General features: G+C 62.2%; 11 protein-coding genes. 5 read left to right on the top strand and 6 right to left on the bottom strand.

What is annotated here, in order from left to right:
• Positions 1–6: 6 nt before the first annotated feature.
• The 6 genes from EOB80_RS25590 to EOB80_RS25615 all read right to left on the bottom strand — a co-directional run bounded on the left by EOB80_RS25590 (position 7) and on the right by EOB80_RS25615 (position 6,871).
• Entirely contained in the window at positions 7–414 is a 408-nt protein-coding gene (locus tag EOB80_RS25590) for a hypothetical protein (RefSeq protein ID WP_127330559.1), read from the bottom strand.
• 1 nt (position 415) lies between these two features.
• Positions 416–2,089 (bottom strand): GMC family oxidoreductase, encoded by a 1,674-nt coding sequence (locus tag EOB80_RS25595; protein WP_127330561.1) that lies wholly within the window; start codon positions 2,087–2,089, stop codon positions 416–418.
• Positions 2,090–2,125: 36 nt separating this feature from the next.
• Complete coding sequence (locus EOB80_RS25600) at positions 2,126–3,094, bottom strand: ABC transporter permease (protein ID WP_127330563.1); 969 nt, start codon at positions 3,092–3,094, stop codon at positions 2,126–2,128.
• Between the two features lie 2 nt (positions 3,095–3,096).
• Positions 3,097–4,047, bottom strand: a complete 951-nt coding sequence (locus EOB80_RS25605; protein WP_127330565.1) for an ABC transporter permease — start codon at positions 4,045–4,047, stop codon at positions 3,097–3,099.
• Positions 4,044–5,585: a sugar ABC transporter ATP-binding protein gene (locus EOB80_RS25610; protein WP_127330567.1), complete on the bottom strand. Its 1,542-nt coding sequence runs from the start codon at positions 5,583–5,585 to the stop codon at positions 4,044–4,046. Before EOB80_RS25610 ends, EOB80_RS25605 begins: the two co-directional genes overlap by 4 nt.
• A 74-nt stretch (positions 5,586–5,659) precedes the next feature.
• Positions 5,660–6,871, bottom strand: a complete 1,212-nt coding sequence (locus tag EOB80_RS25615; protein WP_164762719.1) for a substrate-binding domain-containing protein — start codon at positions 6,869–6,871, stop codon at positions 5,660–5,662.
• Positions 6,872–7,185: 314 nt separating this feature from the next.
• Between EOB80_RS25615 and EOB80_RS25620 the strand changes: the two genes are divergently transcribed.
• The 5 genes from EOB80_RS25620 (at position 7,186) to EOB80_RS25640 (ending at position 12,673) form a co-directional block, all read left to right on the top strand.
• A complete protein-coding gene (locus EOB80_RS25620) occupies positions 7,186–7,950 on the top strand; it encodes an electron transfer flavoprotein subunit beta/FixA family protein (protein WP_127330571.1) in 765 nt (254 codons plus the stop codon).
• A 3-nt stretch (positions 7,951–7,953) separates the two neighbouring features.
• Complete coding sequence (locus EOB80_RS25625) at positions 7,954–8,922, top strand: electron transfer flavoprotein subunit alpha/FixB family protein (protein ID WP_127330573.1); 969 nt, start codon at positions 7,954–7,956, stop codon at positions 8,920–8,922.
• A 1-nt stretch (position 8,923) separates the two neighbouring features.
• A complete protein-coding gene (locus tag EOB80_RS25630) occupies positions 8,924–10,879 on the top strand; it encodes a (Fe-S)-binding protein (RefSeq protein WP_127330575.1) in 1,956 nt (651 codons plus the stop codon).
• A 73-nt stretch (positions 10,880–10,952) separates the two neighbouring features.
• Positions 10,953–11,876 carry an NAD(P)-dependent oxidoreductase gene (locus EOB80_RS25635; protein ID WP_127330577.1) on the top strand — a complete coding sequence of 308 codons (924 nt, stop codon included), beginning with the start codon at positions 10,953–10,955 and terminating at the stop codon, positions 11,874–11,876.
• 104 nt (positions 11,877–11,980) lie between these two features.
• Positions 11,981–12,673: an N-acyl homoserine lactonase family protein gene (locus EOB80_RS25640; protein WP_245466441.1), complete on the top strand. Its 693-nt coding sequence runs from the start codon at positions 11,981–11,983 to the stop codon at positions 12,671–12,673.
• Positions 12,674–12,711: the final 38 nt, after the last annotated feature.

Here is a 12,711-nt window from a genome sequence, read left to right on the forward strand (position 1 = left end):
GGGAGATCAAAGGCCGGGTGTCGGCCGATATTTGCGGCCCCGCGCGATGACGTGGCCGAGCGAGCCGTTGGTCAGGTAGATCTGCGTCGCCTTGGAATCGTAGGGGACGTTCTCCTGGCCGGGATAGCCGATCAGTTCGCGCACGCGCGGGCTCATGTAGTAGGTGGCAATGGCAATCGTGGTGATCGCCGAGAAGGCTTCGCCATCCTCCTTGTTGAGGCTTTCCAGACGAGCCTCGGCGCCGTTGGCCGGACCGACCGCGATGCCGCGCGCAAAGCCCGGCTTCAGATCAACACGAAAATCCAGCGACTTCTCGACATCGGCGTAGCGGCAGACGTCGCTGAACTTCGGCATCTTGCCATGCGCGGGGATCAGGAAGTCTGCGAGCGCGAAGAAGGTGTTTTCGTTCGACATGTCAGGCCACCTTCTGGTTGCGGCGCTCGGCGATCATGCGGCGCGTGTTGCGCAGCGCGACGGCCATGATGGTCGCCGTCGGGTTGGTAGCGCCCGAGGTCGGGAAGGTCGACGCATCCATGACATAGAGGTTCGGCACGTCGTGGCAGGCGCCCCATTGATCGACGACCGAGCGCTTCGGGTCGTCGCCCATGACGGTGGTGCCTATGAGATGCCAACCGGATTCACGCACCGGCGTCGAAACCAGCGTCTCGATGGCGCCGGCGGCGCGCACCGATTCCAGGCAGCGGTCGATGTTGAACTTCAGCAGCCGGTTGGAATTCTCGTTGACCTTGTAGACGATCTGCGGCGCCGGCAGCCCATCGGAATCCACCAGATCCTTCGACAGCACCACCTGGTTGCTCTCCTCCGGAAGATCCTCGCCGACAATGCCCCAGATCAGCGAGTGGCCGAAGCGGCGCGCTACATTTTCATGCAGGTTGGCGCCCCAGAAATCCTGGAACCGGCCGCTTTCGGCGACATAGACCTTGGACCCGGTCGCGCCGGATACACCGACCGGTCCGCCCGACGGCATGCAGTTCCATTTCGAGCCGCGTACAAAGCCGCGGCTTTCGTCGGTCTCGTAGAATTCCAGCGAATAGACCTGCTGGCCGAAGGGACCGCGCCAGGAATCCAGCGGATCCTGGTAAGAGGCCAGTACGCTTGCAAAGGGATGCATCATCAGCCGCTTGCCGACCATGCCCGACGAGTTGGCAAGGCCGTCCGGTTTCCCGGCTCCTCCCGACATCAGCAGCAGCCGTGGCGTGCCGACGCCATTGGCGCACAGGATGACCACCTTGGCGCGCTGGCGCCGGTCGCGACCGTTTGCATCGACATAGACGACACCGGTCGCCAGCCCCTGGTCGTTGGTCTCGATTTCTTTCACGCGTGCACGGGTGACGAGCCGCGCGCCGGCCTTCAGGGCCAGTGGCCAATGCGACCGGTCGGTCGTCGATTTCGCGCCCTCCGGACAGCCCGTCAGACAGGTTCCGCGACGCACACAGGGATTGAGTTCGCCGAACTTCTCCGACGGGATGGCGTTGCTGCCGGGCCACCAGTGCCAGCCCATCTTCTCCATACCCAGCGCACCGCGCTGGCCGACGGAGCCCATGGGGAGCGCCGGAAAGGGATAGGCGCCGCGCGGCGGGTAGGCCGGATCGCCGGCTAGACCGGAAACGCCCACTTCGCGTTCGATCTCGAGCTGGTAGGGCAACAGGTCTTCGTAGGTGAACGGCCAGTCCTCGGCCACGCCATCCATCGAGCGCACGCGGAAGTCGGACGGCAGGAAATGCATCCATTGCGCGCCGTAGAGGGTCGCGCTGCCACCGACGCCGGCAAACATCAACGGGTTGATATCCGTCGTCGACGTGTCGACGGGATAGTCGTTGGGATTGTCGCGGACGTTGGGATTGGGATGCCAGAGCTTGGTGCTGACAAGCTCGTGTTCCGGACGCGCGCCGGTATAGGCGGCATAGTCCGGCCATTCGCCCTGCTCGAGCACGACGACGGAAATGCCGGCGCGCGCCAGATGAAGTGCGGCGACCGAGCCGGATGGGCCGGCCCCGACGATCACGACATCCACTTCCTCGTCGCGCCTTGCCCGTGCATTGCGATCCGCCAGAACTTCAACGGTCATTTTCTTCCTCCCTTGGGGTCCAATGGCAGCATCGGGTCAGGCGAGCCGCGTCCGGTAAAACGCCGCCGCGCCGATGATGATGACACCCTTGATGATGAGCTGCATCTCGATCGGAAATCCGAGCAGCAGCACGAGATTGTTGATCACCACCAGAACGGCCACGCCAAGCAGCGCCGCAAAGATGTTGCCGCGCCCACCGGTAAGCGCGACCCCGCCCATCACGGCGGCAACGATGGAGTCCAGTTCGTAGCCTTGGCCAACCCAGTTCGAAACGGTGCCGACATAACCGAGCAGGAACAGTCCGCCTATTCCCGCGCAGACCGAGCAGATGACGTAGCAGAGGATGACCACGCGATCGGGCGCGACGCCGTTGAGGAACGCGGCCTTCGGATTGCTTCCGACCATGAAAATCTCACGGCCGAGGCGTGACCGGTGCAGCACGATGCCGAACGCAATTGCCAGAAATGCCAGGGTGATCAGATTGACGGGCACGCCAAAAATCCGTCCGGAGGCCAGAAAGCCCATGCCCGGCGGCAAGGTGCTGATCGGCGCGCCGCCAGTATAGGCGAAACGAATGCCTTGCAGGATGATCATCATCGCCAGCGTTGCGAGAAACGGGCTGACATTGCGTTTGGCGACGAGCCAGCCGTTCACCAGACCCACCGCGGCCGACAGGGCGATCGCGGCGATGAAGATCATCGGAATCGCCTCATTGGTCGTGGCTTTGAAAGCGGTCGCCAGCACGGCCACCGTTGCCATCAGCGAGGCCACGGAGAGGTCCAATCCGCGCACCAGGATGACAAAGGTCTGGCCGACGACGACCATGCCAAGCGGTGCCGCGATCGTCAGCACATTGACCAGGTTGGCCGGCCGCAGAAAGGTTGGTGAAGCGAGAGCCGCAACGGTCATCAGCACGGCCAGGAAGATCATCAGCCCGTAGCGCTCGAAGACTGAGGCCAGGGACATGCCTTGCGATCGCGGCATCGGGGTATCAAGAGGCGCCATCACTATCTCCGCCTTGTGGTGTGGATGCCGACCGCGATGATGATGATGAGACCCTGGATGACCCACTGATAGTAGGACGAGACATTGACGAAGTTCAGCAGGCTGTTGAGCATGGTGACGAGCAGCACGCCGAGGAAAGTACCGAGCACGCCGCCTCTGCCGCCGGCCAGAATGGTGCCTCCGACCACGACTGGCGTGACCGACTGCAGCGTCAGCGCGGCGCCGATGCGCGGGTCGCCAACGCCGGTGCGGGCGGTCAGGAAAATCGCCGCTATGCCGGCGCACAGGCCCGACAGCGCGTAGGCAAGCACCACGATACGATCGACCGGCAACCCATTCAGCCGCGCCGCTTCCCGATCGCCGCCGACGAAGTAGATGCTGCGGCCCGTGCGCGTGCGCTGCAGCCAAAGCCCGGCGAGCGCGAAAATCACCACGAGCACGATGGCGCTGAACGGAATACCGCCGACCTTTGCATAGGCAATATCCGCGAAGGCGCGCGGTACGGAGCCGCCGGGCTCCTTGCGGTACATCAGCGTTGCGCCAAAGATGATCGAGGACATGCCGAGCGTGACGATCAGGGGATGGACGCGCAGCACGACCGTCAGCAATCCGTTGAGCGCGCCGACAGCGGTCGCGGCGAGCAATGCCAGCGGCAGTGCAAGCCAGACCAGATCCGGACGCCATTCGAGGAAGTTCGCCAGAAAGACGGTGAGCGCACCGACCAGCGAACCGATCGCCAGATCAATGCCGCCCATCAGCACGACGAACGTCTGACCCAGGCTGACCATGCCCAGCACGATGAGCTGCTGGAACAGATTGCCGATGTTGCGCCAGGTCAGAAACCGATCGGACAACAAGCCGCCGACGACAGCAAGCAGCACCAGCAGCACTGCCACGATCAGATAGGAAAGCAACAGCCGGTTGCGGCGAAGATCCACCGTGATCGCGCTCATCCGACCGGCTCCGCTCGCTGATCCGTTTCCGCCTCGCGGTGCCCGACAGATCGCACGGCGAGATCCATGATCGCCTCCTCGCCGAGTGCATCGCCTTTGATTTCGCCGACGACATGGCCTTGCGCCATGACGAAGACCCTGTCGGAGAGACCGACGATTTCGGGCAGTTCTGAACTGATCATCAGCACACCGACGCCAGAATCCGCCAGCCGTCGCACGATGCGGTAAATCTCCACCTTGGCCCCGATATCAACCCCGCGCGTCGGTTCGTCGAGGATAAGCAGCCTGCTGGCGATCCGCGACCAGCGGCTGAACAGCACCTTCTGCTGGTTTCCCCCAGAGAGATTGCCGATCTTCACGTCAGGCGACGGCGTCGCTACCGAAAAATCCTGGATCTGCTGCATCGCCACAGCACGTTCCTGCTTCCTGTCGATCAGGCCATGTTTCGTTATGCCGTCGAGGTCGGGCGCCACGATATTGGCGGAAATCGGCAGACCGAGAAACAGGCCGTCGTCCTTGCGGCTCTCGGTTAGAAAACCGAGCCCATGCCTTATCGAACCCTTCGGAAGCATTGTCTCAAATGGCTTGCCATCAAATTCGATCACCCCGCTCTCGACGGCTCGCGTGCCGAAGATAGCCTCGGCAACCTCTGTGCGCCCCGAACCGACCATGCCGGCCACGCCGACGATTTCGCCAACCTTGACGTTGAGGCTGACGTCGCGGACGCGCGGACCGGCCTTGAGATTGCGAACTGTGAGCACATCCGGACCGCCCGCCGGTGCCATACGCCGCGGCGGATAGATCTGGCTGAGCCGGCGGCCAACCATTCGAGTGATCATCTCTTCACGCGTGAGCGCGCTTACCGAGCTGGTGCCGACGAGTTGGCCGTCCTTGAGTATGGTCACCGTGTCGGCGATTTCGAATATCTCCTCAAGCCTGTGGGAGACGTAGACGATGCCGACGCCTTCGTTGCGCAGCCTGCGCATGTTCTCGAACAAAAGATCGACCTCGCGGCCAGCGATGACCGCTGTCGGTTCGTCCAGGATGAGAAGCCGCACCCTGCCGACCAGGGCTTTCGCGATCTCGACCATTTGCTGATCGGCAAGCGGCAATTCGTCAATCCTGGCGTGGGTTGGAATATCTACGCCGAGTTGTGCGAGGATTTCAGCGGCGCGGACGTGGCGGGCGCGGTTCGAAATGAGACCAAACCTGCCGCGGGGCTGCGTATCGACCAGAATGTTCTCGGCGACCGAAAGTTCGGGAAAAAGCGCAAGCTCTTGATGGATCACGTGGATGCCGGCAGCGCGTGCTTCCTTCGGCGACTGCCAGGAAACCGGCTTGCCGAGATAGGTCATGGTCCCGGAATTCGGTTTGGTCACGCCGCCCATAACGCGGATCAGCGTCGACTTGCCTGCGCCATTTTCGCCGAGAAGGGCGTGAATTTCGCCTGGCTGCACGGCGAAATCGACCTTGTCCAGGGGTTTGACTCCAGGATAGTCCTTCTCGATCTGGCTGAGCTCAATAACAGACGCTGACATATCCGGTGCTCGAACTGTTCAATGCACGTCCGGTGCGCGTCCAGGATGGGCGCGCACCGGCTCGCTTGGGAAGCTTACTTCGGATAGTCGGGATTGAATGTACTCGGATTATAGCCGGCGGGCAGCCCGTTGCTTGGCGACAGATCGCCCGGATCGCTCATGCTGACATGGTCGAGCAGATGCCTGTCGCCCTTGACCGAGATCGTATCCGCACCCGGCGACGTGACGACCTGGAAGCTGACCTCGACCTTGTCCGGGACCGAGATGCCCTTGAGCACGTCAAGCGCGGTCTCGATGCCGGTGATGCCCATCGACGTCGGATAATCGATGCCGACCATCTTGATGTTGTGCTGGTTGGCCAGCTGATACATCCGGGCAACGTCGCCGCCGGTCATCGGTGGAAATTCGCCGTCCTTGTAACCGGCGTCAAGAAACGCTTCGATCGCGCCGTAGCCCTGAAGCGCACTGTCGGCCAGGACGCCGTTGATGGCCTTGCCGTGCTTCTGGATCAGCGCGGCCATCACCGACTTGCCTGTTGCCGGATTCCAGTCGCAATACTGCTTCTCCAGCACCTTGATGTCGGGAAATTTCGAGAACACTTCCTCGTTCGCCTTGATGCGGATTTCCGCGACGCTTGACCCGGCGATGCCGGGCAGCATAACGATGTTGCCCTTGCCGCCCAGCGTCTCGCACAACCACTGCGCCTCGAGACGGCCCAATGCCCAGTCGGATGCCGTGACGTAGGTGATGTAGTTGGCCGGCGTCTTCACCTTGCGATCGACCATGACAACGGGGATGCCTTGTTCGGTTGCGCGTCCGACGACGGAATCGAGCGCGTCCTCGGTCGAGGCGGCAATGAGCAAAATGTCGACGCCCTGGCTGATCAGATCCTGGATATCCGCGATCTGCTTGGAGGGGTCGTCATTGGCGTCGGTGACGAGAAGATGGGCGATCTCGTCGCGATGCTGGCCGGCGGACCAGAGCACGCCATGCTGGAAGGCGACGCGCCAAGCATTGGAAATCGAAGCATTGGAGAACCCGATCGTATAGGGACCCGCCTTCTTCCATTTCGAGGTGTCGACCATGGTGTTCGCATTAGGGTTCCACATCCAGGTGCGCGGCGCGCCATAGTAGCCGGGCTTCGTTTCCGGCTCTGCGGCGACGGCTGCGCTGGTCTGGGCGAGCTGGATGGCCGGTGCGGCGGCCATGGCTGCCGCCACGGCTGGCATTCCCCGGATAAAGCTCTTACGCGAGATCTTGTGGTCTAATATGGTCTTTATTGACATTGGTTCCTCCTCCTGAACGCTCGACAGAGCGTCTAAATTCTCCTCAGACATTCTCGCACGCGAGACAGTATAAACAAACAATAGATGTCTATATCCCGGGCAAACCGCACGACTATTTTCCTGACAACCTCCAATTCAGAAAAATTCGACTGAAAGCGATTTGGCGCAAATTAGCAGTCGATTACCCACAATCGTCAATCTGCCGTCTTGTAATAGCTGCTATTACCTTTTTGACCATTGGGGGCAGCGAAGAATACGACTTATCTAGCAACCGGTGCCGGGCGCTTGAGGTGCGTTCCGTCGGAGGAGAGGCCGTGAATATTCTTGTTGTCTTGCGCATGATCCCGGATTCCGCGGGCGAGCTGCAACTCGCCGAGGACGGCCGCAGCATCGATCGGGAATGGCTGGATTTCCAGCTCAACGATTTCGACGATCATGCCCTCGAGGAAGCAATCCTGCTCAAGGAAGCCGGCGGCGCGAAGGTGACGGCGGTAGCTGTCGGCGAAGGCACCAACCGTGTCCTGCAGATGGCTGCCGCACGCGGCGCCGACGAAGTCGTGGCGCTTCAGGCCGAGGAGGGTGCCATGATCTCCTCACGTGAGATTGCGGCTTCCATCGCGGCGATGGCGCGGGCAAAGTCGGCCGACCTGGTTCTGTGCGGCGTTCAATCGAGCGAGGATGTCTTCGGCCAGCTCGCGCCCTATGTCGGCGCGCTGCTCGACTGGCCGCATGTGTCGGGAACCAACCGTATCGTTGCGGACGGCGCCGTGCTTCGGGTCACGCAAGAGCGCGGCGCCGGTGTCGCCGTCACCTATGAGTTGGCCACGCCGGCGGTGCTGGGCGTTCAGACAGCGTCGAAGGCGCCACGCTATGTCTCCGGCAGCAAGCTTCGCGAAGCATCCAAGACGCCCATCGGCCGCGCCGCGCCCGAATCGTCAGGCTTCGAGCGTTCAACCGAGATCATCACATTGCGCCTGCCAGTCCAGGGCGGCGCCGGCGAGAACCTTGGCGGCAATGCCGAGACAGTCGCGGATCGGCTGGTCGGCATCTTGGCAGCCAAGGGCCTGGCGAGGAATTAAGTCATGAAATTGATTGCCTGTACCGAAGGCCACTCCAGCAAGATCGAAGCCTTCTCCCTCGAAATGATCGCGGCGGCGCGTTCACTCGCCCAGGCCGGCGACGAGGTCGTCGCTTTTTTCGCCGGCGGTAAAGCGGAAGCCGCATCCTCTCTCTTCGGTGCCGCCGATCGCCTGATAGTGGCCCGCGCCACAAAAGCGGATGTTATTCCCGCCGAGACCTATGCGGTGCTTCTGCGCGAAGTCGTCACCGCCGAGAGCCCCGGCCTGGTCCTGGTTCCCTATTCGGCAAACGGGCTGGACGTGGCAGCCGACATTTCGGCGCGAACCGGCTGGCCGCTCATCTCCTATGTCAACGAAATCAAGCGGCACGGTGAAAACCTGACGGTTGTCGCGCAGATGTATGGCGGCAAGATACTCGCCGACTGCGAGGTGCAACTGCCCGCCATTCTGATGATCAACCCAGGCGCCTTCGCGGAGGCAGCGCCGGGCCCGATCGCCGCCGCGAGCGTGCAGACGATCGATGCCGAACCCACGCTCGCCAGCGGCAAGGTGAGAATGGTGGCCATCGACGTGCCGGATTATGCCGACGTCGACCTGACGACAGCCGAGAGGATCGTGTGCGTGGGCCGCGGTATCGGCGACGAGGCAAGCATCGACCTTGCGCGCAATCTGGCGACGATGCTGGGGGCGGAGATCGCCGGCAGCCGTCCTGTCGTCGACAATGGCTGGCTGCCGAAGCTGCGCCAGGTCGGCAAATCCGGCCAGAAGGTGAAGCCGAAGCTCTATCTGGCGCTCGGCGTGTCCGGTGCGCCCGAACATCTCGAGGGCATGTCGCAGGCCGACCTCATCATTGCCGTCAACACTGATCCAAAGGCCCCTATCTTCAATGTCGCGCATTACGGTGCGACCTGTGACCTGTTCGATCTCGTCGCCAATCTGAGCGACAGGCTGCGGGCCGGCTCTGGCCGTTGAGATGGCATCGACCCTGCCACTCTGGACCCTGGTCATCACAGCACTCGCGTTGACGGCTTGGCGCTCGCGCCGTTACGCGTTTGCTCTTGCCAATGCACCGGCAGCGGCCCGCTTCGACCGCCCGATGCTGCGCCTCCAGGGCGTGATGGTCGCCATCGGCATGCACCGGAAAATGCTCCGCAAGCCGCTTTCCGGCGTGCTTCACGCAATCATCTTCATTTCGTTCTTCGTGCTGTTCACCGCCACGATCGATGCCTTCGGCTCGCGGCTGTTTCCAGGGTTCTCACTTGCGCCCATCGGTGGCCAAACCTGGATTGCCGCTCTGCAGGATATCTTTTCGGTGCTGATGCTGGTCGGCGTCGGACTTGCGCTCTATCAGCGTTACGTGCTGCGGCCTGCCCGCTTCGACGGCTCGAGCGGCAGTGATGCGGCAATCATCTATGTGTTGATCGTCCTGATCGTGGCGTCCCTGTTGCTTGAGGCGGCGGCACGCATAGCCGGTGGCGCAGACGGCTCGTGGCGGCCGGTCGCATCGGCGCTGGCTGGATTGCTCAATCGTGCCGGCATACCGGCACATCAGGGCGAAGAGCTGTTCTACTGGGCTCACGTCGGCGCCATTCTGGCGTTCCTTGTCTATATCCCCGGTTCGAAACACCGGCACATGTTTCTTGCCGCGCCCAATATCTACTTCCGCAGCCTCGAACCGCGCGGCCTGGCGCCCGCGGTCCCGGAAGCACGCGAGGCTCCGGGCATCGACAGCCTGGGACAGTTCGACTGGAAACAGCAGCTCGACCTTCTGTCCTGCACCGAATGCGGCCGTTGCCAGGCGGTCTGCCCAGCCTATGCGGCCGGTCTGCCGCTCAGCCCGAAGTTGCTGATCACCGACATGCGCGACGCGCTTGCCGCGGGATCTTCGGCGGCCCCGCTGGTCGGCGGTGTGATTTCCGAGGAGACGCTGTGGGCTTGCACCACCTGCCGTGCCTGCATGGAGGCATGCCCGGTCGAGATCGAGCATCTACCCAAGATCATCGACATGCGCCGTCATCTGGTCGACGAAGGCCGTGTCGGCCCCGGTCTGCAGGAGGCGTTATCGAACCTGACCCGTCTCGGCAATTCCATGGGCAAGCCTTCCAAGATGCGAGCCCGCTGGACCAGGGAGCTCGGCTTTCCGGTCAAGGATGCACGCGAGGAACCCGTCGACGTTCTATGGTTCGTCGGGGACTACGCCTCCTACGATCCGCGCGTTCAGGAAATCACCCGCAAGGTTGCCGAACTGCTGACCGCAGCCGGGGTCGACTTCGGCATTCTTTTCGATGCCGAGCGCAACAGCGGCAATGATGTGCGGCGTGCCGGCGAAGAAGGTCTGTTCGAAACGCTCGCGCAGTCCAACATCGATGAGATCAAGGCGTGCAGCTTCAACCGAATCATGACCACCGATCCGCATAGCCTGAATGCGCTGAAGAACGACTATCAGCATTTCGGCGCGGCGTTCGAGGTGCTGCATTATACGGCGCTGCTGGCGGAACTCATCGGGGCGGGAAAACTCGACCTGCATGTCGCCGATGGCGCCAGGGTCACCTATCATGATCCCTGCTATCTTGGACGCTACAATGGTGGCTTCGATGCGCCGCGCGATCTGATCCGCGCCGCCGGCTACACGCTTCATGACATGCCGCGCTGCCGCGAGAATTCCTTTTGCTGCGGCGCCGGCGGCGGCCGCATCTGGCAGGGCGACGACGGCGTGACCGAGCGTCCGAGTGAGAATCGTATCCGTGAAGCGCTGAGCCTGGGCGACGTCGCGTACTTCGTCGTCGCCTGCCCGAAGGACAAGGTGATGTACACCGCCGCGATCGATGCGCTCGGCGTGGCCGACAGATTGAAGGCCGTGGACATAGCGGAACTTCTTGTGCCGCGTACAAGCCAGGCGCTCGAAATACCCACGGTGGAAACGACCTGACAGAATGCGATCCAGGAGATCGAGACCAAACACCATTGCATGGGCATCGGCCCTGAAAGAGGAGAGAGCGATCATGTCGACCCTGAAAATCGGCTTTGTTGGCATCGGAAAAATGGGCACGCCGATGGCGACCCGTCTCATCAAGGCTGGTTACGAAGTGACGGTCTACGACGTCGACAGCAAAGCCGTGGCGGAATTGACTAACGCGGGCGCGAAAGCCGCCGCCGGCGCGCGCGATGTCGCCGATATTGCGGAGATCGTTTTTGCCAGCCTGCCCAGCCCGCAGATCCTGGAAAAGGTCGTGCTCGGCGAAGGCGGTATCGCCGAGGGCAAGGCGGTTCGCATCTTCGTCGATATCTCGACGACGGGTCCGCGAATGGCCGCCAAGGTTGCCGAAGGCCTTTCAGCCAGGAGCATCGCCATGATCGACGCGCCCGTCAGTGGTGGATTGAAGGGCGCGCGCAACGGCACGCTCGCCGTCATGGTGTCGGGGCCGAAGGCTGCGTTTGAAACGGCGAGCCCGGTGATCGAGAATTTCGGCCGGATATTCTTCATGGGCGAGGTTCAGGGCTCCGCCCAGACCATGAAGCTTGCCAACAACCTGCTTGCAGCGGCGGCACTTGCGATCTCCTCCGAAGCGGTCGTAATGGGCGTCAAGGCAGGCCTCGATCCCAAGGTGATGATCGACGTCATCAACGCCTCGAGCGGCCGCAACAGCGCCACCGAGGACAAGTTCCCAAAATCCGTCCTGCCGCGCACCTTCGATTTCGGTTTCGCCACAGGCCTGTCCTTCAAGGATGTCCGGCTGTGCGTGGACGAGGCGGAGGCAATGGGCGTACCCATGGTGGTGGGCAGTGCCGTGCGCCAGTTGCTGAGCGTAACGAACCAGCTCTACGGGCCGGACTCCGATTTTACCTGTATGGTCAAAACGGTTGAGACATGGGCGCATGTGGAGGTCGGCTCAGCCCAGACCCCAGATGTCGCCAAAGCGAGCTGATCATGGGTGACTCCGAACGTTATGAAATCCATGCCGTTCGCTACGGTCATTTCGAGCGCCGCTCGGGCGAGAATTTCCTAGGCGGCGATACGCATGACGTTCCCATGCCGCTGGACTACTTCGTCTGGGCGATCGTCGGGCAGAAGCGCACCTTCATCGTCGACACCGGCTTCGACAAGCCGACCGGCGACAGACGGGGCCGCAGCGTCGTCAGACCCGTCGATGACGGCCTGGCGGCAATCGGCATCAATCATGCGGATGTCAGCGACGTCATCATCTCCCACATGCATTACGACCATTGCGGGAACCATCGCCTGTTCCCGAACGCGACCTTCCACCTTCAGGACGCCGAAATGGAATTCGCGACCGGCCGCTGCATGTGCCACCATGCGATGCGTCATCCCTTCGAGGCCGAAGACGTCACCACCATGGTGCGGCGACTGTATGCGGGGAAGATCTGCTTTCATGACCCGGAGTCGCAGATCGCGCCCGGCATAACGCTCCACAAGGTTGGCGGCCACTCGCGCGGATTGCAGGTGGTGCGGGTGGAAACCGACAATGGCGCGGTCGTGATCGCGTCCGACGCGGCCCATTTCTACGCCAACATGGAACGCGAAAAGCCTTTTCCCGTCTTCGACCGGCTGAGCGATGTGATCTTCGGGGTCGAGCGTATGAAACAACTCGCCAGTTCCCCCGCTCACATTGTTCCTGGACACGACCCGCTAGTGCTGAAGCGCTTCGCGCGTAGCCGCCAGGATGTAGAGGACATTGTTGCGTTAAACCGACCCAAAGGCTGACGCGTTGCCGTGGCAAGAGGTCTCTGCGGCACATCCCA

This window comes from Mesorhizobium sp. M7A.F.Ca.MR.245.00.0.0, from assembly GCF_003997415.1.
GTDB lineage: Bacteria > Pseudomonadota > Alphaproteobacteria > Rhizobiales > Rhizobiaceae > Mesorhizobium.

What these genes read in the sequence shown, in the direction of transcription:
- EOB80_RS25590 (WP_127330559.1), bottom strand. Translation starts at nt 414, where the DNA reads ATGTCGAACGAAAACACCTTCTTCGCGCTCGCAGACTTCCTGATCCCC.
- EOB80_RS25595 (WP_127330561.1), bottom strand. Translation starts at nt 2,089, where the DNA reads ATGACCGTTGAAGTTCTGGCGGATCGCAATGCACGGGCAAGGCGCGAC.
- EOB80_RS25600 (WP_127330563.1), bottom strand. Translation starts at nt 3,094, where the DNA reads ATGGCGCCTCTTGATACCCCGATGCCGCGATCGCAAGGCATGTCCCTG.
- EOB80_RS25605 (WP_127330565.1), bottom strand. Translation starts at nt 4,047, where the DNA reads ATGAGCGCGATCACGGTGGATCTTCGCCGCAACCGGCTGTTGCTTTCC.
- EOB80_RS25610 (WP_127330567.1), bottom strand. Translation starts at nt 5,585, where the DNA reads ATGTCAGCGTCTGTTATTGAGCTCAGCCAGATCGAGAAGGACTATCCT.
- EOB80_RS25615 (WP_164762719.1), bottom strand. Translation starts at nt 6,871, where the DNA reads ATGTCAATAAAGACCATATTAGACCACAAGATCTCGCGTAAGAGCTTT.
- EOB80_RS25625 (WP_127330573.1), top strand. Translation starts at nt 7,954, where the DNA reads ATGAAATTGATTGCCTGTACCGAAGGCCACTCCAGCAAGATCGAAGCC.
- EOB80_RS25630 (WP_127330575.1), top strand. Translation starts at nt 8,924, where the DNA reads ATGGCATCGACCCTGCCACTCTGGACCCTGGTCATCACAGCACTCGCG.
- EOB80_RS25635 (WP_127330577.1), top strand. Translation starts at nt 10,953, where the DNA reads ATGTCGACCCTGAAAATCGGCTTTGTTGGCATCGGAAAAATGGGCACG.
- EOB80_RS25640 (WP_245466441.1), top strand. Translation starts at nt 11,981, where the DNA reads ATGCCGCTGGACTACTTCGTCTGGGCGATCGTCGGGCAGAAGCGCACC.